Origin of the sequence: Lysinibacillus sp. BF-4 (assembly GCF_000743635.1) — a bacterium.
GTDB classification, from domain to species: domain Bacteria; phylum Bacillota; class Bacilli; order Bacillales_A; family Planococcaceae; genus Metalysinibacillus; species Metalysinibacillus saudimassiliensis.
Map to the genome: position 1 here is coordinate 16652 of NZ_JPUW01000020.1, position 20936 is coordinate 37587.

The 20936-nt window shown below is 41.6% G+C and carries 19 protein-coding genes and 1 pseudogene; 18 read left to right on the forward strand and 2 right to left on the reverse strand.

The window, feature by feature from the left end:
* The first annotated feature begins 9 nt into the window (after positions 1 to 9).
* The 7 genes and pseudogenes from CH76_RS07960 (at position 10) to CH76_RS07990 (ending at position 7104) form a co-directional block, all read left to right on the forward strand.
* Positions 10 to 830, forward strand: a pseudogene (locus tag CH76_RS07960) (TlyA family RNA methyltransferase).
* A gap of 100 nt (positions 831 to 930) precedes the next feature.
* On the forward strand, positions 931 to 1380 hold the full coding sequence (gene ahrC / locus CH76_RS07965) for a transcriptional regulator AhrC/ArgR (protein WP_036144962.1): 450 nt from the start codon (positions 931 to 933) through the stop codon (positions 1378 to 1380).
* Between the two features lie 15 nt (positions 1381 to 1395).
* Complete coding sequence (gene recN / locus CH76_RS07970; RefSeq protein ID WP_036144963.1) at positions 1396 to 3081, forward strand: DNA repair protein RecN; 1686 nt, start codon at positions 1396 to 1398, stop codon at positions 3079 to 3081.
* A 292-nt stretch (positions 3082 to 3373) separates the two neighbouring features.
* The gene (gene spo0A, locus CH76_RS07975; protein WP_036144964.1) at positions 3374 to 4102 is read left to right on the forward strand and encodes a sporulation transcription factor Spo0A; all 729 of its coding nucleotides are present in this window, start codon (positions 3374 to 3376) and stop codon (positions 4100 to 4102) included.
* A gap of 167 nt (positions 4103 to 4269) precedes the next feature.
* Complete coding sequence (locus CH76_RS07980; protein ID WP_036144965.1) at positions 4270 to 5838, forward strand: DUF342 domain-containing protein; 1569 nt, start codon at positions 4270 to 4272, stop codon at positions 5836 to 5838.
* Positions 5831 to 6556 carry a glycerophosphodiester phosphodiesterase family protein gene (locus CH76_RS07985; protein WP_036144966.1) on the forward strand — a complete coding sequence of 242 codons (726 nt, stop codon included), beginning with the start codon at positions 5831 to 5833 and terminating at the stop codon, positions 6554 to 6556. The genes CH76_RS07980 and CH76_RS07985 overlap by 8 nt, the downstream gene beginning before the upstream one ends.
* Positions 6553 to 7104, forward strand: a complete 552-nt coding sequence (locus CH76_RS07990) for an NAD(P)-dependent oxidoreductase (protein ID WP_051910286.1) — start codon at positions 6553 to 6555, stop codon at positions 7102 to 7104. Before CH76_RS07985 ends, CH76_RS07990 begins: the two co-directional genes overlap by 4 nt.
* Positions 7105 to 7203: 99 nt before the next feature.
* Here CH76_RS07990 and CH76_RS07995 read toward each other — a convergent pair whose 3' ends face one another.
* A complete protein-coding gene (locus CH76_RS07995; RefSeq protein ID WP_036144968.1) occupies positions 7204 to 7440 on the reverse strand; it encodes a DUF2627 domain-containing protein in 237 nt (78 codons plus the stop codon).
* 318 nt (positions 7441 to 7758) lie between these two features.
* Between CH76_RS07995 and CH76_RS08000 the strand changes: the two genes are divergently transcribed.
* The 10 genes from CH76_RS08000 to CH76_RS08045 all read left to right on the forward strand — a co-directional run bounded on the left by CH76_RS08000 (position 7759) and on the right by CH76_RS08045 (position 20276).
* Positions 7759 to 8853 (forward strand): Glu/Leu/Phe/Val dehydrogenase, encoded by a 1095-nt coding sequence (locus CH76_RS08000; RefSeq protein ID WP_036144970.1) that lies wholly within the window; start codon positions 7759 to 7761, stop codon positions 8851 to 8853.
* Between the two features lie 72 nt (positions 8854 to 8925).
* Entirely contained in the window at positions 8926 to 10353 is a 1428-nt protein-coding gene (gene lpdA, locus CH76_RS08005; protein WP_036144971.1) for a dihydrolipoyl dehydrogenase, read from the forward strand.
* Between the two features lie 13 nt (positions 10354 to 10366).
* A complete protein-coding gene (locus CH76_RS08010) occupies positions 10367 to 11371 on the forward strand; it encodes a thiamine pyrophosphate-dependent dehydrogenase E1 component subunit alpha (protein WP_036144972.1) in 1005 nt (334 codons plus the stop codon).
* On the forward strand, positions 11371 to 12354 hold the full coding sequence (locus CH76_RS08015) for an alpha-ketoacid dehydrogenase subunit beta (protein WP_036144973.1): 984 nt from the start codon (positions 11371 to 11373) through the stop codon (positions 12352 to 12354). Before CH76_RS08010 ends, CH76_RS08015 begins: the two co-directional genes overlap by 1 nt.
* Before the next feature lie 12 nt (positions 12355 to 12366).
* Complete coding sequence (locus CH76_RS08020) at positions 12367 to 13677, forward strand: dihydrolipoamide acetyltransferase family protein (protein ID WP_036144974.1); 1311 nt, start codon at positions 12367 to 12369, stop codon at positions 13675 to 13677.
* A gap of 120 nt (positions 13678 to 13797) precedes the next feature.
* On the forward strand, positions 13798 to 15486 hold the full coding sequence (locus tag CH76_RS08025; protein ID WP_036144975.1) for a methylmalonyl-CoA mutase family protein: 1689 nt from the start codon (positions 13798 to 13800) through the stop codon (positions 15484 to 15486).
* Entirely contained in the window at positions 15486 to 17636 is a 2151-nt protein-coding gene (gene scpA / locus CH76_RS08030; RefSeq protein WP_200877346.1) for a methylmalonyl-CoA mutase, read from the forward strand. The genes CH76_RS08025 and scpA overlap by 1 nt, the downstream gene beginning before the upstream one ends.
* Positions 17636 to 18712: a methylmalonyl Co-A mutase-associated GTPase MeaB gene (gene meaB, locus CH76_RS08035; protein ID WP_036144977.1), complete on the forward strand. Its 1077-nt coding sequence runs from the start codon at positions 17636 to 17638 to the stop codon at positions 18710 to 18712. Before scpA ends, meaB begins: the two co-directional genes overlap by 1 nt.
* A gap of 75 nt (positions 18713 to 18787) precedes the next feature.
* Positions 18788 to 19228, forward strand: a complete 441-nt coding sequence (locus CH76_RS08040; RefSeq protein WP_036144979.1) for a BrxA/BrxB family bacilliredoxin — start codon at positions 18788 to 18790, stop codon at positions 19226 to 19228.
* Positions 19229 to 19310: 82 nt separating this feature from the next.
* A complete protein-coding gene (locus tag CH76_RS08045; protein WP_036144980.1) occupies positions 19311 to 20276 on the forward strand; it encodes an aromatic acid exporter family protein in 966 nt (321 codons plus the stop codon).
* Between the two features lie 25 nt (positions 20277 to 20301).
* On the opposite strand, the gene prli42 is transcribed toward CH76_RS08045, so the two are convergent.
* Complete coding sequence (prli42, locus tag CH76_RS13825; protein WP_152553311.1) at positions 20302 to 20397, reverse strand: stressosome-associated protein Prli42; 96 nt, start codon at positions 20395 to 20397, stop codon at positions 20302 to 20304.
* A gap of 125 nt (positions 20398 to 20522) precedes the next feature.
* Here prli42 and mce point away from each other — a divergent pair, with 125 nt between their 5' ends.
* Complete coding sequence (gene mce / locus CH76_RS08050; RefSeq protein ID WP_036144981.1) at positions 20523 to 20936, forward strand: methylmalonyl-CoA epimerase; 414 nt, start codon at positions 20523 to 20525, stop codon at positions 20934 to 20936.

Here is a 20936-nt window from a genome sequence, read left to right on the forward strand (position 1 = left end):
GTAAAAGATATGGCTACAAAACAACCTAAAGAACGCGTCGACGTATTACTCGTCGAACGCGGTCTTTGTGAGACAAGAGAAAAAGCCAAGCGTAATATTATGGCGGGACTTGTGTTTTCTAACGAGATTCGTATTGATAAGGCTGGCGAAAAAATTGCAGTAGATGCACCACTTCAAGTAAAGGGCTCAACGTTAAAATATGTGAGCGTGGTGGATTAAAGTTAGAGAAGGCACTTGAGATTTTTGATATGTCAGTGGACAATAAATTAATGCTAGATATTGGTTCGTCAACAGGGGGCTTTACCGATTGTGCCCTGCAAAACGGCGCGCGTCATTGCTATGCACTTGACGTTGGCTCTAACCAACTCGCATGGAAAATTCGTTCAGATGAGCGTGTTACAGTAATGGAAAAAACCAATTTCCGTTATACAACAGCGGCTGATTTAACGGAGGGTTTACCAGAGTTTGCGACGATTGATGTATCCTTTATTTCACTATCGCTTATTTTACCTGTATTAAAACAACTATTACTACCAGGTGGCGACGTAATGGCACTCGTTAAGCCGCAGTTTGAAGCGGGTAAAGAGTTTGTTGGTAAAAAAGGTATTGTGCGCGACCCTAAAGTGCATCAAATGGTACTTGAGAATACCGCCGCTATGGCAACCAAAGTGGGCTTTATCGTCAAGGATGCTTCCTACTCACCAATTACGGGTGGCGAAGGAAATATTGAATTTTTATTCCATTTAGTGAATCCTACTGAAAGCACAGCTGATGTGTCTTATACAGCATTTGATACACTGGTTCAAGAGGCACATAATCAATTGAAATAGTACGTGCTCACAAGCGTGAGCGCGTTTTTTCTTGTGTTTTATAAAGAAAAATGGTAGTGTAATTATACAATTATTTAACTATTTATAAGAGGTGAAAGTTATGAATAAAGGGCAACGCCATATTCGTATTCGCGATATTATTGCTAATCACGATATCGAAACACAAGATGACTTAGTAGAACAATTAAAAGCAGCAGGCTATAACATAACGCAAGCGACCGTATCACGTGATATTAAGGAGCTTCATTTAGTTAAAGTGCCATTGCAAGATGGTCGCTATAAATATAGCTTACCAGCAGATCAACGTTTTAATCCTATCCAAAAACTACACCGTGCATTAGCGGATGCTTTCGTTAGTATTGACGGTGCTACACATTTTTTAGTTATGAAAACATTACCAGGTAATGCGAATGCTATCGCATCTTTACTAGATCATTTAGACTGGGAAGAAATCATGGGAACAATCTCAGGGGATGACACAATTCTAATTATTTGTCACAATGAAGAAGAGCGAGAGGAAATTAAAAAGCGCTTATTAGAAATGTTGTAATCGAGGTGGTAGCTGTTGTTAAGGGAATTAAGTATTCGCAACTTCGCGATTATTGAAGACTTAACGGTTAGCTTTTCAGATGGATTAACCGTTTTAACAGGTGAAACAGGTGCAGGGAAATCAATTATTATTGATGCTGTACATTTATTAGCAGGTGGGCGTGGATCACAGGAATTTATTCGACATGGCACGCGTAAGGCAGAGCTAGGTGGGTTATTTCAAATTAATGTGAGCACGCACCCTGTTTTTGCTCGTTTAGAAGAAGCTGGTATTGAGTGCGAGGAAGGAACGATTGTTTTACGTCGTGATCTTAATGATAGTGGTAAAAGTGTATGCCGTGTTAACGGTAAGCTAGTACCGCTTTCTGTATTGCGTGATATTGGCTCGCATTTGATTGATATCCATGGTCAGCACGAAAACCAAGAGCTTATGGATGAAAAGCGTCATATTCATTTACTTGACCAATTTGGGCAAGATGCATTAGGTGACAGTGTGGCTAAGTACCGCGAGCGCTATGCGGAGTTTAAGCAGTTGCGCCGTGAGCTAGAGGCTGTGTCGATTGATGAACAACGTATTGCACAGCGCATTGATTTATTTCAGTTTCAGTTAAATGAGCTAGAGATGGCAGACCTTCAAGTAGGTGAGGAAGAAAGCCTGTTAGATGAGCGCAAACGTTTAATGAACTTTAATAAAATTTATGAGGCCTCGCATATTGCTTATGAGGCTATTTCTGGCGACCAAAAAGGGTTGGACTGGATTCGTCAAGCTATGCAATCTTTAGAAGAAGCAGCGCAAATTGACGAGCAATTTAAAGAAGCATCAGAAGCAGTAGCATCAGCCTTTTATACGCTAGAAGACGCCGCCTATCAAACGCAAAGTGCAGTAGATGGCTTAGAGTTTGACCCAGAACGTTTAAACGAGGTAGAGGAGCGCCTAACGGTTATCCAAACGATGAAACGTAAGTACGGTGCAACGATTGAGGATATATTAGCGTATGAAACACGTATTGCTAGTGAGTTAGAAGAACTTTTACATCATGACGAAACCTTACACAAAAAAGAACAACAAGTGATAGCCTTTAAAAAAGAGCTACGTACGCAAGCACTAGCACTGACGGAACTTCGTAAAGAAGCAGCACAGGGCTTAAGTGAGGCTATTATGCATGAGTTACGTGGTTTGCATATGGAGAAGGCAAAATTTGTCGTGCATTTTAAAGAAAATGTACAGTTTGATGATAATGGCTTGGATGATGTTGCATTTTATATTTCAACTAACGTTGGAGAGCCGCCAAAATCACTACCTAAAATTGCTTCAGGTGGTGAGCTGTCACGTATGATGCTAGCACTAAAAACTATTTTTTCTTCTAATAATGGTGTAACTTCTATTATTTTTGATGAGGTAGATACTGGAGTTAGCGGACGCGTGGCACAAGCTATTGCGGAAAAGATTGCGGAGGTTTCGGTTAATTCGCAGGTGCTGTGTATTTCGCACTTACCACAAGTAGCGGCGATGGCAGATCATCATTACTTTATTAAAAAAGAAGTAGAGGATAATCGTACGCATACTTCCCTAACAGAGATTGATGAGCAGGCACGCATTGAGGAGCTATCACGTATGATGAGTGGCGCAGAAATTACAGAGGCGACATTACGTCATGCAGCAGAGCTACGTGAAATGGCAAATGAGCATAAAAAAAGCTAGCTATAAGCCTGAGATGTTAGGATTGACCTACATCTTAGGCTTATTTTTGTTAGTTTCCAACACCTATTTATGCCCTAAACATCGCAAACATCTTCTATATTGAATAAAATTCCCTATTTCGTGCTGTATTTGTGGTTAGCTATACGTTTTTTTACTACAATGTATGGAATAACGTATAAACAATAGAGAAAGGTTTAAACTGATAGCTATACGGCTATAGAAATAAGTGAATCATTAAGTAAACGTTAGTTTTTTGTAAATAGACAGATAGAGGCAGAGAGGGGGCTGTGACATGACAAAGGTTAGAGTGGCAATCGCCGATGACAACAAGGACATCATAGATGGCATGGTGGCATATTTTCAATCACACCCGCACATTGAGATTGTTGCAACAGCTTCAAATGGACATACGTGTATTAAAATGATTGAAGAGCATAAGCCAGATATTGTTTTGCTTGACAATGTAATGCCACACTTAGATGGACTAGCCGTTCTAGAGCAGGTATCAAAATATGAACAAGAGCAACGTACGAATTTGCAGATTATTATGTGCACAGCATTTGCACGTGACGAGATTATGCAGCAAGCAGCTCATCACGGGGCAGCTTATTTTATTTCTAAGCCTTTTGCTTTCGACCAAGTAGAGAGCAAAATACTAGCCTGTGTTAAAGAAGGCAAACGACCTGATTTGAGCATAGAGCAACAAGTGACCGCTATATTAATTCGTTTAGGGATTCCATCTCATTTGAAGGGCTATACCTATTTAAACGAGGCGATTCAATGTGTGTACCAGGACCGTCATACGTTAAATTCAATCATGGGTGAAGTATACTTGCCTATTGCTATGCGTTATGAAGTAACTGAACAGAGTGTAGAACGTGCGATACGCTCTGTTATTAAAAAAGTGTGGGAGCAAGACCCACTACCAACAGATATATGTGAGCTGTTTTCAGTAGCCTGTAAGAAGCCGAGTAACTCGTCTTTTATTGGTACTATTGTTGATAAATATGCTTGGCAGTAAAGTGAAGAGCTTAAAAATCCGATAAAAAGGATTTTTAGGCTCTTTTTTAGGTATAAAAACCTTGTTAACTATTTAAAAATAGGAGTAAGGACCTTAAAAATAGCGTCGTGCTAAACAAACGTCGCAATATTGATTATACTTACTACAGAGAGATAGGAGGGACAGCAATGACCATTATACATAACGATTATTTTGCCCTAGAAAGTAAAGGGGACAAAGTACTTATTCAAGTTTTACAAAGTGGCTTTTCATTAAAACAATTTGATATGATTTTACGCTCACATCCACGTATTAAGTTAACGAACTTTTCGTCATTAAAAAATGCACTTGAGCAGGCAAATGAGCAATGGATTGAAATAGGGCTATGGCTACCTACAATTGAAGTTGATATTGCCAAGGACAAGATGTCAGCAACCGTTACCATTTACGAAACGCTAAATGTGATTATGCGTGAGGAGGAGGCATTACAGGCACAAATTACACAAGCATTGCAGCAAAGTAATGTAGTGTTTGGTGTTAAGCCTGTACCAGCGGCAATGATTGTGCCAGGCAAAGCGGTGTTAATTGCGCGGGGAGCTGAGCCAATTGATGGTGAGGACGCTAAAATTACGTATTTACCAAAGCCAGAGCGCAAGCCTGTGATTAAGGCAGATGGTAAAGCAGATTACTATGAAATGAACTTTATAACGGAAATCCGTGAAGGTTCATGGCTAGGCGAAAAAATCCTAGCCACAGATGGTACAGCAGGCACAAATGTGCTAGGGCAAACGATTCCTGCAAAAAAAGGGCGCGATTTTCCGATTCGTTATGATAAAAAATCATCGTACGAGGAAGAAGAACAAGGTAAAATTGTTATACGCTCTAAGATTTCGGGTATTTTAACTGATGATAAAGGGATGATTAAGGTTAGCCATCATTTACCCATCGCAGGCGATGTTGGTGTAGAGACAGGTAACCTACAATTTGATGGTACGATTACGATACGTGGGACAGTGACTGCTGGCTTTCGTGTGATTGCCAAGGGTGATATTTCGATTGAGGGCGCAAACGGTGTAAGTGGTGCTGAGCTCATTAAATCACTTGAGGGTGATATTTACATTCGTGGGGGCATTTTTGGCCTAGGCAAAACAAAAATTGAAGCAGGCGGCAGTATTTTTGTAAAGCATGTTAATGAAGCGCATCTTGAAGCAGGCGAAGAAATCAATATTGGGGTATATGCGGTAGGCTCTAATTTACGTGCGCATACGATTATGGTAGATGAGCGTAAAGGAAAGTTAATGGGTGGTGAGGCTATTGCTAAAAGTAGTATTACCACTGCGATTTCAGGCAATCACCTTGAACGTCGTACCAACTTAATTATTGATAGTGTTAATAAGCAGGAAGTGTACAGCGAAATTCAACAGCGTGCACAAGCGTTTAAAGATAACCAGCAACGCATTACAGAGCTAGAGCGTATGTTGGCTAAACTAGAGCAAGTTGCACAGTTAGATAGTAAACAGCAAGTACTGCGTCAGCAATTACAGGAGCAACACGTAGCATTACTAGATGCGCTAATGCGAGAGGACTTCGAAATTAAAGAAATGATGGAGAAGGTACGTCAAAGTGGTAAGGAGGAAATCCTTGTCACCAAACAGGCTCACCCTGGCACATATATTCAAATTGGTAAAAAATCATCACTCTTTACGAAAGAACGGAAGGGGCGATTCAAATTGGAATTTGGTGAATTAAATGTATAACAAACTAGATGTGTATGCGCATCGCGGCGCATCATCAACCGCGACAGAAAATACGATGGCGGCATTTGAGGAGGCGCGTTTACTTGGTGCTACGGGTGTAGAGTTAGATGTGCATTTTTCAAGTGATAATGTGCCAGTCGTATTTCATGATGAGTCATTGCAACGTATGACAGGTGTACGCAAAGTCATTACAGAGGTGACAATTAAGGAGCTAATGAAGCTCAAACAAGGCAATCGCTTTACGCGTCGTATTTTAGGTGATCGTATTACGCTGTTTAAAGAGGTTGCGCAGTGGGCGGAGCAGTATGCGATTCCTTTAAATGTAGAGCTAAAAGCTACAATGGTAGGAAATGAGCAAGCCATTTTAGATTTTTTACACACGCTCGATTTACCAAAGGGTAGCCATATTTCGTCATTTGACGAAGTATTGCTTGAAACGGTACGTAAAGAGCGCCCTGATATTGCGGTAGCTTTACTTGCGACGAAAGCAACCGACTGGGAGGCGCTAAAGGATAAAGATATTCAGTTTGTACATGCCCATAAGCGTTATTATAAACCAGAAAAAGTGCAACAAGTAGAAAAAGCCGGGTTAACGATGCGTTTATACGGCATCGAAGGTACAGAGGATTTTTTAGCTAAGCCACATGAAGCGATTGCAGGATATATTACCGACTACCCTGAACAGGTACTAGCAGCGATAAAGAAGGTGAAACGATGAATATTGCATTATTAGGAGGTACTGGTCGCACAGGGCAACATTTTTTGCAACTTGCGCAGGCAGAGGGTCATACGATTACGATGTTAAGTCGTAAGCCCGTAACAGTTGAAGGTGTAAATGTGGTAGTAGGAGATGCTACAAACGAACAAGCACTAGCTGAGGTAGTGCAAGGGGCTGATATTATTGTAAGTGCACTCGGTACAGACAATGCACATGTGTTAGAGCGTTTTACAAAAGTAGTAATTGCGCTAGCTCCGACAGCACGTATTATTACGGTAGGGACAGCTGCTATTTTACAAAGTCGCTTAGATGCGACTAAGTTACGCTATGAAGCGGGTGATACGAAGCGTCGTTCTACCACGGCTGCAGAGGATCATCATAAGATGTTGACACAATTGCAAAATAGTAATATGCGCTGGACAATTGTTTGTCCAACCTATTTACCAGAAGGGCCTGTATCAGCTAATTATCGTGTTGAAGTAGATATTTACCAAACGATGCGGTACAAATTACAACGGGTGAAGTGGCGCATTGTTTGTATGAAGTAATGCAACAGGCTAGCTATATTGGTACGCGTATCGGTATTGCACAATAACATATAAAAAAGAGTTACCTAAGCCGCTTAGTTTGCGGAGGTAACTCTTTTTTTATTTCTTTGAAAAGCGTGGTGCTACCTTACCTTTTTTGCGGTCACGGTGTAATAAAAATCCTGCAAAAAAGCCGAAGCCTAATACAAAGCCTAAAACACCAAGCACAAATTGTAGCCATAAAAACGGAATAGGGCTAATTAAGATACCGAATAATGTATCGCGCATTAATTTAATACCGCCAGCTGCCATGAGTCCAGGTATGAGCATGATGAGAAACGCTGCAAAACGAGCCATCACTTCTCCTCCTCTATTTTAAATTACTCTTTGCCTTAGTATACCTTGCAAAGAGGTGCATTACCACTAACTCAATTAGCGTATTTAGGATGCGAAATAATACATTACAATAATGAAGCAAACAATAATGGCTACACTAAACAGCGAATAAAGTATTATTAACAGAAAATTCGCCATTTTCGAAAAGTAATTTTATTAGTTGAAAATAGATAAAATAGTTGCGTTTAAGCAGGATTATCAGTAATCTAAGGTTAACACGCAAGCAAGAAAGCGCTTTAAAAGCGGACGTGTCAGGTTAAGTTAAAGGGGATGACTTTTGTGAAAATTTTTAAGTATATGGAAACATACGATTATGAACAATTAATTTTTTGTCAAGATGAGGCATCAGGTTTAAAAGCAATTATTGCGATTCATGATACAACACTAGGTCCAGCACTTGGGGGCGCACGTATGTGGTCTTATGCCACGGAAGATGAAGCAATTGAGGATGCGCTGCGCTTAGCACGTGGGATGACGTATAAAAACGCAGCAGCAGGACTTAATCTGGGCGGGGGTAAAACGGTAATTATCGGTGACCCATTTAAAGATAAAAATGAAGAAATGTTCCGCGCGCTTGGTCGCTTTATTCAAAGCCTCGACGGTCGTTATATTACAGCTGAGGATGTGGGGACAACCGTAGCTGATATGGATATGATCCATGAAGAAACAAACTATGTTACAGGTATTTCGCCAGCATTTGGCTCATCAGGCAATCCTTCACCTGTTACAGCATTCGGGGTATATTTAGGTATTAAGGCTGCGGCAAAGGAAGCATTTGGCTCTGATGATTTAAAAGGACGTAAGGTTTCAGTACAGGGGCTAGGCAATGTAGCTTCACATTTATGCGATTATTTAGCAAAAGAGGGCGCAAAATTAATTGTTACAGATATTAATGAAGCGGCAATAAAACGTATTGTTGATAAATACGATGCTATTGCGGTTGCACCCGATGCCATTTATGAGCAAGACGTTGATATTTTTGCACCTTGCGCATTAGGTGGTATTATTAATGATGACACATTGAAAGTGTTGAAGGCTAAAGTTGTAGCCGGCTCATCAAATAATCAGCTAAAAGAATCATCACATGGCGACAAACTACACGAATTAGGCATCGTTTATGCACCGGACTATGTGATTAATGCAGGCGGCGTGATTAACGTGGCAGATGAACTATATGGCTATAACCGTGAGCGCGCAATGAAACGTGTGGAAACCATTTACACAAGCTTAGAAAAAATCTTTGCGATTTCTAAGGAAAAGGGTATCCCGTCATACGTTGCAGCCAATCACTTAGCTGAGGAGCGTATTGCACGTGTAGCTAAATCACGCAGTCAATTTGTAAAGCACGAAAAAAATATTTTAAACCAACGTTAAGTTAAAAAGCTGCCTAAAACGAATAATAATTGCGTTTTAAGGTAGCTTTTTTATAAGGAAGGAGCATGAATTATGGCGAGTGAGTATGATTTAGTCATTATTGGCGGAGGAGCAGGTGGCTATGTTGCGGCAATTCGCGCAGCACAGTACGGCTTAAAAACAGCAATAGTAGAGCATGTAGCAATGGGAGGTACGTGCTTACACCGTGGCTGTATTCCGAGTAAGGCAATGCTACGTAGTGCAGAGGTTTATCGTACACTGCGTGAAGATGCAGCAGATTTTGGCGTGCAAACAACAGGTGTTACTTTACATTTTGAACGTGTACAAGAGCGTAAGGCAGCAATTGTTGAGCAATTATTTAATGGCATTCGTACTTTAATGAAAAAAGGTAAAATTGATGTGTATGAAGGTTTTGGTCGTATTTTAGGCCCATCTATCTTTTCACCAATGCCAGGCACGGTTTCAGTAGAGATGGCAGACGGCACTGAAAACCAAATGTTAATTCCTAAAAACGTAATTATTGCAACAGGTACAACTCCGCGTGTACTAGCAGGTATTCCTGTGGACGGCGAAGTTGTTGTAACTTCAGACCATGCACTTAATATCCGTGAGTTACCAGCGTCTATTGTTATTGTAGGCGGCGGTGTCATTGGTGTAGAGTGGGCTTCGATGTTTATTGATTTTGGGGTTGAAGTAACAGTCATTGAGCAAGGTGATCGCTTATTGCCGCTTGAAGATAGCGAAATCTCTAAAACACTGGCTAAAGAATTAACAGAGCGTGGCGTTAAAATTGTAACGAGTGCAACAGTTAAGCCAGATAGTTTCCAACGTACGGATGAAGGTGTTGCCATTATGGCGGACGTTGCAGGTGAAATGCAGTCATTTACAGGCGAGCGCTTATTTATTAGTATTGGCCGCACAGGTAATGTTAAAGATATTGGTTTGCAAAATACAGAAATTGAAACAGAGCATGATTTTATTAAAGTAAATAAGCATTACCAAACGAAAGAATCACATATTTATGCAATTGGTGATGTTATTGGTGGTGTGCAACTTGCGCATGTAGCATCAAATGAAGGTGTAGCGGCAGTTGAGCATATTGTTAAGGGCGAAAATCGTTATATTGATGGCTTAGACATTCCGCGTTGTATTTATTCGTACCCAGAGGCAGCAAGTATTGGCTATAGCGAGGAGCAAGCGCGCGAAGCTGGCTTTACGATTAAAGTCGGGAAGTTTCCGTTCCAAGGTAATGGCAAAGCATTAGTGTATGGCGATACGGTTGGTTTTGTTAAGGTCATTGCAGACGAAGAAACGAATGATTTATTAGGTGTTCATATGGTAGGCCCACATGTCACTGACATGATTTCGGAGGCATCACTTGCAAAGGTTTTAGATGCGACACCATGGGAAATTAGCCTAGCTATTCATCCGCATCCGACATTGAGTGAAGTGTTTGCGGAGGCATCAATGGCAGTCGATAATTTAGCAATTCATAAGTAAGGGGGCAGTTGGGATGGAAGAAATTCGTTATGAGGATTTAGGTTTAACAAAGGAAGACGTACTTGCGATGTACGAAACAATGTTAATGGCACGTCGTTTAGATGAGCGTATGTGGCTATTAAATCGTGCGGGTAAAATCCCGTTTGTTATTTCCTGTCAAGGGCAAGAAGCAGCGCAAGTAGGTGCAGCTTATGCCTTAAATAAGGATAAAGATTATGTAGCGCCGTATTACCGTGATCTAGGGGTAGTTTTACATTTTGGTATGACAGCGCGTGATTTAATGTTGTCAGCTTTTGCTAAGGCGGAGGACCCTAACTCGGGTGGTCGCCAAATGCCAGGGCACTTTGGCCAAAAAGAAAACCGTATTTTATCAGGTTCTTCACCTGTAACAACGCAAGTACCACATGCTGTAGGTGTAGCGTTAGCAGGGCGTATGAGTGGTGATAATTTTGTATCATTTGTCACATTAGGTGAGGGTTCGTCTAATCAGGGTGACTTCCATGAGGGGGCTAACTTTGCAGGCGTGCATAAATTACCAGTTATTATTATGGTCGAAAATAATCACTATGCCATTTCTGTACCTGTAGAGTTACAACTAGCGTGTGAAAAAGTGTCGGACCGTGCGATTGGCTACGGTATGCCAGGCGTAACTGTTGATGGGCAAAACCCGTTAGCTGTTTATAAAGTAGTTAAAGAAGCGGCAGACCGTGCGCGACGCGGTGAAGGCCCAAGTATGATTGAAACGCTAACTTACCGCTTAACAGCACACTCGTCAGATGATGACCAGCGTCAGTATCGTACAGCAGAAGACATTGAAGAGGGCTTTATTAAAGACCCTGTGCACTTATTTGAAAATTATATTTTAACAAATGAGATTGCGACAGATGATTTGTTAGCTGAAATTAATGAGCGAGTAATGGCAGAGGTTAATGATGCAACAGATTATGCTGAGGCAGCACCTTATGCTAAAGCAGAGGACCTTTATCGTTATGTGTATGCAGAGGGGGATGAAGTCTAATGGCTGTAATGTCTTATATTGATGCGATTACACTAGCAATGCGTGAAGAAATGCTTCGCGATGAGCGTGTATTTATTTTAGGTGAGGACGTTGGACGTAAAGGCGGCGTATTTAAAGCGACAACGGGGCTATTTGATGAGTTTGGTCATGACCGTGTGCTTGATACACCACTTGCAGAAAGCGCGATTGCAGGCGTAGGTATTGGTGCAGCGATGTATGGCATGCGTCCTATTGCAGAGATGCAGTTTGCGGACTTTATTATGCCAGCCGTAAACCAAATTGTGTCGGAAGCGGCAAAGATGCGCTACCGTTCTAATAATGATTGGTCATGTCCGATGGTTATTCGTGCGCCATTTGGCGGTGGTGTCCATGGGGCATTATATCACTCACAATCGGTAGAATCTTTGTTTGCGGGCACACCTGGGCTTAAAATCGTTATACCTTCAACGCCATACGATGCAAAAGGTTTATTAAAGGCGGCCATTCGTGACCCAGACCCTGTACTGTTTTTTGAGCATAAGCGTGCATACCGTTTAATTAAGGGTGAGGTTCCTGCGGATGATTATGTATTGCCATTAGGCAAGGCTGATGTGAAACGTGAAGGTGAAGATATTACGGTAATTACGTATGGTTTAGCTGTTCACTTTGCTTTACAAGCAGCAGATCGCCTAGCAGCTGATGGTATTTCGGTGCATGTACTAGATTTACGTACAGTTTATCCACTTGATAAGGATGGCATTATCGAAGCGGCAAGCAAGACAGGTAAGGTGTTATTAATTACCGAGGACAATAAAGAGGGTAGCATTATTAGTGATGTGGCGGCAATTATTGCGGAGCATTGCCTATTTGATTTAGATGCACCAATTAAGCGCTTAGCAGGGCCTGACGTGCCAGCGATGCCGTATGCACCAACGATGGAAAAAGAGTTTATGATTAATCCAGAAAAGGTAGAGCGTGCGATGCGCGAGCTAGCTGCATTTTAAGGAGGATATGACATGACGCAAAATATCGTAATGCCACAACTTGGCGAAAGTGTAACAGAAGGTACGATTGACCGTTGGTTAGTAAAACCAGGGGACACAGTAAAGAAGTATGACTCACTCGCAGAAGTAACGACCGATAAAGTAACGGCAGAAGTCCCCTCATCATTTGATGGTGTAATTGGTGAAATCCTTACAGCTGAGGGGGAAACCGTACCAGTAGGCGCAGTCGTTTGTACGATTGAGGTCGAAGGTGAGTTGCCACCAGCACCAAAGAAAAAGGAATCGAGTGTTTCATCTGCTATTATGAACGCAGGTGTACAGAAAAAGGCTACAACTGAGCAACCAAGTATGAAGGTCGCACAACCTACAGGTGAAGGTATGAAGGCGCGTTATTCGCCTGCTGTGCTTCGTTTAGCTCAAGATAATGATATTGACCTTGCACAAGTTACAGGCAGCGGTGCACAAGGGCGTATTACACGTAAAGACGTGCAGGCTGTTATTGCAGGTGGTGGCACAACTGTACAAGCTACACAAGCGCCAGCTGAAGAGCCTACATTAGCACCACCTGTAGCAGAGCAAAAGCCAGCACCTCAAGCTGTAGCACAACAGACAGCAGAAGAAGGGGACATTGTTATCCCTGTTACGAAGGTGCGCGCAGCTATCGCTAAAAATATGCAACGCAGTGTGACGGAAATTCCACATGCATGGATGATGATGGAAGTTGATGTGACAGATTTAGTTGCATATCGTGACAGCTTAAAAGATGACTTTAAAGCGCGTGAAGGTTTCTCACTAACGTACTTTGCCTTCTTTGTAAAAGCTGTAGCACAAGCGCTTAAGGAGTTCCCTGCACTTAACTCAACATGGGCAGGCGATACTATTATCCAAAAGAAAGCCGTTAACCTATCAATCGCAGTAGCGACGGACGATGCGCTCTTTGTTCCTGTCATTAAAAATGCGGATGATAAATCGGTAAAAGGCATCGCTAAGGATATTTTTGAGTTAGCACAAAAGACTAAACAAGGTAAATTAACGCTAGCTGATATGTCAGGTGGTACGTTTACCGTTAACAATACAGGTTCATTTGGTTCGGTACAGTCGATGGGGATCATCAATCATCCGCAGGCTGCCATTTTACAAATTGAAAATATTGTTAAAAAACCTGTGATTTTACCTGGCGGAATGATTGCAGCACGCGATATCGTAAATTTATGTTTGTCATTAGACCACCGTATTTTAGATGGTCTCGTATGCGGCAAATTTTTAGCTCGTGTAAAGGAAATTCTCGAAAATACAAATAAGTCAACGATGTCAGTCTACTGATGAATTGCGAGGAAGCCTGTTATATAACGGCTTCCTATTTTTTTGTCCTTTTCGCTTTTCACTTTGTACGGTAGAATAGTTGTAGAAAACTACTAAGGGGGGAAGCTGTTTAGCGTCCACATGTCAAAAAACATGAAAGAAATTCAATTCGACACTGTCTCTTATGACAGTTGGAAAGAACATGCGATTACGGCACTTAAAGGCAAGCCATTTGAAAGTTTATTTACAAAAACTATTGAAGGTTTAACATTAGAGCCGCTATATACGCAAGAAAAGCTTTTTGAAAAGTTAGGTGAGCAATTAGATAAGCAAGTGTCTACGATTCGTTCCCTACGTGAAGACACGACGTTTAAGGTTGCACAGCAAGTGTATGCAGCAAGTAGTGAGGAGTTTTTACACGATTTAAAAGAAAGTTTAGCAAGGGGTAACGAGGTTGTCACAGTTGACAGTCGCGTAGTATTTGATTGGGATAAAGAAACGCTACAACAACTAGCGCAATATTTTACTGAATATTCATTTAAACTAACAGTTCAAGGACCAGATGATGCATTACTTAGTGTCTTTGACTTTGTTCAACATAAAGAAATTACAGGTTTAGTGTTAAGCCCTGTAGCCGTTACGGTTGATTTCCCTAATGTGCGCACAATTGCGGCAGACACACTACCATTCCATAATAAAGGCGCTAACGCTGTACAAGAGCTTGCTTTGGCATTAGCACTCGCTGCAAAATATGCAGACGAAGCACAAAGCTTTGAAACATTTGCAAGTAAATTTTTCGTAACATTCGGTATTGACACACAATTCTTTACAGAGATCGCAAAGTTACGTGCGTTTAAGGTGTTATGGAAGGCGTTTATGTCAGCTTATGGCGTAACAGAGGACTTTATTGTCCCAACTGCAGCCGAAACATCAGTGCGTAGCTACTCGAAGTTAGACGTATACGTGAACCTATTACGTGGTGGCAACGAAGCGTTATCAGGTGCTATTGGTGGGGCAGAGTACTTTACGGTACATCCGCATGATGTATTAACAAAACCAACAGGCCAATCCGTTCGTATTGCACGTAATGTGTCACTTGTACTAAAAGAGGAGACACACGTAATGCGCGTAACAGATCCAGCAGGTGGCTCTTACTTTATTGAGTCATTAACAGCTGATTTTGTAAAAGAAGCGTGGGCATTATTCTTAACGATTCAATCAAAGGGCGGTTTTGACGCATTTAAAGCATCAGGTGAACTACAAGCGATGCTTGACGAAACTTACCAACAACGTATTAAGGCAATTGAAACACGCAAAACATCACTAATTGGTACAAATATTTATGCTAATCCAGCAGATGAGCTACCAACAGATACAAACCCTGTGTTTGAAGATGTTTTACGTCTAGCATTACCATTCGAAACACTGCGTGCAGCATACGTAGCAGCACAACCAAAAGTAGCTATCCTCACTTATGGTGAGTTAAAAGACTTTAAGCCACGCGCTGACTTTGTAGCAGGTGTAGTAAATACAGTAGGTGTTATTGCTAGCCAAAGCGGTGCATTACAAACTGTAGAAGAAGCACAAGCATGGTTAAAGCAAACGGACGCAAACTATGTAGTAATTGCGGCAACAAACGACAATACCGAAATGCTTGTACCACAGCTAGTTGAAGTGAAACCAGCGGGTATGCAGTTGGATGTAGCAGGTAAATTTGCACAACTCGCTGATTGGCAACAAGCAGGACTTGATGGTGCTGTTTTTGCAGGGCAAAACATTATCGAAAAATTACACACAGTTTTACAAGGCATGAAGGAGGTTCAACAATAATGAAACCTAATTTTGATGCAGTTAACATTGAAGAAGTTTTAACAACAACACAGCCAGCCGCTTCAGAAGAAACCTTTTTAACGAACGAGGGCATCGACGTTAAAGATGTTTACATGAAGGAGGACTTAGCAGGTGTTAAGCACCTTAAAGACGTATCAGGTGTTGCGCCTAATACACGTGGCCCATACCCTACGATGTATGTTGCACGACCTTGGACAGTACGCCAATACGCAGGTTTCTCTACAGCAGAAGAATCAAACGCCTTTTATAAGCGTAACCTTGCGATGGGGCAAAAAGGTTTATCTGTAGCCTTTGACCTTGCAACACACCGTGGCTATGACTCAGATCACCCTCGTGTAACAGGTGACGTAGGTAAAGCTGGTGTTGCTATTGACTCAATCGAAGATATGAAAATTTTATTTGACTCTATCCCACTTGATCAAATGTCAGTATCTATGACAATGAACGGTGCTGTACTACCTATCCTAGCTTTCTACATTGTAGCGGCAGAGGAGCAAGGTGTAGGGCCAGAAAAACTTGCGGGTACGATTCAAAATGATATTTTAAAAGAGTACATGGTACGTAACACGTATATTTACCCACCAGCAATGTCGATGCAAATTATTGCCGATATTTTTGAGTATACAAGTAAATTTATGCCGAAATTTAACTCGATTTCGATTTCGGGTTACCATATCCAAGAAGCGGGCGCTACTAATGATATTGAGCTAGCTTACACGTTAGCAGATGGCTTAGAGTACGTGCGTACAGGTTTAAAAGCCGGTATTGATATTGACTCATTTGCACCGCGTCTATCTTTCTTCTGGGCAATCGGTATGAACTACTATATGGAAGTTGCAAAAATGCGTGCGGCACGTCGTATTTGGGCACAAATGATGTCAACATTTAACCCTAAAAATACAAAAACGCTAGCATTACGTACACACTCACAAACATCGGGTTGGTCATTAACTGAGCAAGACCCGTTCAATAACGTAGCGCGTACATTATTCGAAGCAAATGCTTCTTCAATGGGACATACGCAATCATTGCATACAAACGCACTTGATGAGGCAATCGCTTTACCGACTGATTTCTCAGCACGTATTGCGCGTAATACGCAGTTATTCCTACAAGAAGAAACAGGCATGACAAAAGTAATCGACCCATGGGGCGGCTCGTATTATGTAGAGAAGTTAACGGATGAGATTACGAAGTCAGCTTGGGCATTAATTGAAGAAATTGAAGAGCTAGGCGGTATGGCTAAAGCAATTGACACAGGGCTGCCAAAAATGAAGGTCGAAGAAGCTGCAGCGAAACGCCAAGCAAAAATTGACTCTAAAACCGAAACAATCGTTGGCGTTAACAAATACCGCTTAGATGTGGAAGAGCCAATTGATATTTTAGATATTGATAATACACTTGTACGTCAAAAACAAATCGAGCGCCTTAACACGATGAAGGCTAATCGTGATGAAGCAGAAGTACAAAAACATTTAGCACGCTTAACGGCAGCAGCAAAAACAGGTGCAGAAAACTTATTAGCTGTAGCTGTAGATGCAGCGCGCGCACGTGCTTCGTTAGGAGAGATTTCAGACGCTGTGGAAGATGTATCAGGACGCCATAAGGCTGTAATTCGTTCGATTTCAGGTATTTACTCGTCTAACTTCTCTGATGAGGAGCAGTTACGCGAAATTAAGCAGATGACAGAAGAGTTTGAAGAAAACGAAGGTCGTCGCCCACGTATTTTAGTAGCAAAAATGGGGCAAGATGGTCATGACCGCGGTGCTAAAGTAATTTCAACAGCTTATGCGGACATGGGCTTTGACGTTGATATTTCACCATTATTTATGACGCCAGCCGAAACAGCACAAATGGCGGTAGAAAATGATGTTCACGTTGTTGGTGTATCTTCATTAGCAGCGGGACATAAAACACTCGTGCCTGAGTTATACGGCGAACTAGATAAGCTAGGTCGCAGTGATATTGTTATCGTTTGTGGTGGGGTTATTCCTGCGCAAGATTATGATTTCTTATATGCTAACGGAGCCTCAGCGATTTTTGGCCCTGGTACAGTAATCCCTGTATCGGCACAAAAAACACTTGAAGAAGTGTATCGTCGCCTAGGTTACGAGGAAGTGTCGAAGTAATGAAGCAAGAAGAAAGTGCATTATATGTAATGGACGGAGTAGGTACTAACCACGACGGTATGCAGGCGAGTGCACCAAAGAAATTTCGTAAGAAAAAGCAAGCGGATTTAGATATTAAAGGCATTGCCGAGCGTGTGCGCGCCGGCTCTCGCCTTGATTTAGCAAAAGCGATTACACTTATTGAGAGCTCAAACCCTCAGCACAAAATCCAAGCACAAGCATTGCTACAAGAACTGCTAGCCTATACAGGCAACAGTATTCGTATTGGCATTACAGGCGTGCCTGGTGCGGGTAAAAGTTCGTTTATTGAGGCCTTTGGTACGATGTTGGCGGAGGCAGGCAAGCGCGTTGCCGTGTTAGCCATTGACCCTAGCTCATCTTTATCAGGAGGTAGTATTTTAGGTGATAAAACGCGTATGGAGGAGTTAGTTAAGCAACCTAACGCCTTTGTACGTCCTTCACCATCAGCAGGTACGCTTGGTGGTGTACACAAAAAAACACGCGAGACGATGTTACTTTGTGAAGCGGCAGGTTATGATGTGATTTTAATCGAAACCGTTGGCGTAGGGCAAAGTGAAACGTATGTGCGTGGTATGGTCGACTTTTTCCTATTACTTGTATTAACAGGTGCAGGGGATGAACTACAAGGCATGAAGAAGGGTATTATGGAGCTTGCAGACGGTATTATTGTGCATAAGGCAGATGGCGACAACGTTCGCTTAGCAAAACGCACAGTAGCAGAATACAAGCAAATTTTGCACTTCTTACAGCCATCAACACCAGGCTGGATTACGACAGCTGTTCCTGTTAGCTCTTATGAAGGGCGCGGCTTAGATACCGTTTGGGATATGATTACAGATTTTAAAGCAACAGTGGAGGCTAACAATGTATGGTCTACACGTCGTCAAGTGCAAACCAAGGATTGGTTCCACTCGATGATTACAGATCATTTAATTGATACCTTTTACGGGGATGCAACGAAAAAGCAACAGGTACAAGGTTTGGAAAAGCAAATTTTACAAGGCAAATTAACAGTTACACAAGGCGTAGAAACATTGTTTAAACAATCGGAGTAAATCTCGGACATTCAGTAATGCATAATTATCAAGTAACTGCTATGATTAAGTGGTACTTGAAAGGAGCTAATCTACATGAATATGGATTACGATTTATTTATGCAAGAAATTACAAAAACAGCACGCGCTGAAATGGAAGCAGCGGGCTATGAGCAACTGACAACACCAGAAGACGTTGAGGCGGCAATCGCTCGCAAAGGTACAACGCTTGTAATGGTTAACTCAGTATGTGGTTGTGCGGGCAGTATCGCACGTCCAGCAGCAGCTCAAGCTGTTCATTATGACAAACGCCCTGACCATTTAGTAACTGTATTTGCGGGTCAAGATAAAGAAGCAACAGCAGCAGCACGCTACCACTTTGGTGAGGATCACTTACCATCATCACCATCATTTGTTTTATTAAAAGACGGTGAAGTTGTAGCTGAAGTTGGTCGCTACGAAATCGAAGGTCATGCAGTAGTGTCTGTAATTACTAACTTACAAGGTAATTTCGAAGAGTATTGCGAAGAAATCTAAAGAATAGGGGCATCTCGCCCCTTTCTCTACATTCAATTTTTGCAATATTTCACATATTGTATTATTTCGAGGAGGCGCATTGTTGAAACGCTTTTCCATCGGGTACCGTACATTGAAAACAGCAGTGGGCACTACCATTGCGATAGCATTAGCGAATTATTTTGGTCTTGATTACTATGTATCAGCAGGTATTTTAACGATATTATGTATTCAGCAAACACGAAAAAAATCATTGCATGCGGTATATACGCGCGCGGTGGCAAGTTTAGTGGGTATGCTCTTTGCTTTTATATTTTTTGAGCTACTAGGCTATCACCCTATAGTTTTAGGGTTAATGCTTATTGTCTTTATTCCAACCATTGTATCGTTAAAAGTATCGGCAGGCTTTGTATCAAGTGCCGTTATTATATTGCATCTCTTTGATGCGCAACATTTTACACTAGCACTTTTGCAAAATGAGTTGTCATTAATGGCAATTGGTTATGGCACAGGGCTTATAGTTAATATGTATATGGGAGATATTACGAGCACGCTCGAAAAATACCGTATTAAAATCGAACGATTATATACGGAAATATTCACAGAAGTCGCCGTATATTTACGTACGGGTGATTCATTATGGGATGGGCATCAATTAATTGAGGCGGAGCAACTACTTAACGAAGCAAAGTCACTGGCATTTAAGGACGTCGAGAACCACTTAACCCGTCATAGTAATAGCTATTATCATTATTTTGATATGCGGGAAGAGCAACTCGAAATCATCGACAGAATTTTGCCAAAAGTGACAACATTACCTGTTGTAGTACAAGAAGCAACGCTTGTCGCGAACTTTTTGGATGAGCTAGCCAAACATGTGCATTCAGGCAATACAGCTAGTTTGTTTCGGGAGCATTTGGAGGCAGTGCGTAAGGATTTTGCGCTAATGCCCATGCCAAAAAATCACGAGCAGTTTGTAGCGCAGGCTTCGCTCTATCAATTCATTGAAGAAATGGATAAGTATTTAGTCATTAAGCAGGGGTTTAAAGGCTTAGACATAAAAAAATAGCGTCTACTACAGTAGACGCCACTTCTTATAACATCATTGCTAGACCCATGCCAATAGTTGATACTAGCATAATAATCACCATAGAATACACAACGATTTTCTGGAATTTTTTATTACTCATGCTCGCTCGCTCCTTCTTTTCATATTAACAGTTTAAACAAAACATGAAAATTTCTCAAGTGGTAGAATTTTCGGACAAAAATAGGTAGTATAGAAGATGTACCATAACAGAAGGAGATGTGACGGATGGAGAAGGTTGACCACATCGGGATTGCAGTACGAAATTTAGACGAACGTATTTCGTACTACACTGAGACATTAGGACTTAAACTTTTAAAAGTTGAAGAAGTTGAATCACAAAAGGTACGAGTTGCCTTTATTGATGCAGGTAATGTAAAAATCGAATTGCTTGAGCCAATGGCTGAAACAAGTGCCATTCATGGCTTCATTGAAAAACGCGGTGAGGGGATTCATCACATCGCATTTGGTGTTACAGGTATTCGTGAACGCATGCAGGAGCTACGAGACAAAGGCGTACGCTTACTATCAGAAGAGCCAGGACCAGGTGCTGGCGGTGCAGAAGTAGCTTTCTTACACCCTAAGAGCTCTTATGGTGTGCTTTACGAATTATGCGATAAAAGTGGAAAAGGGGATAAGTAA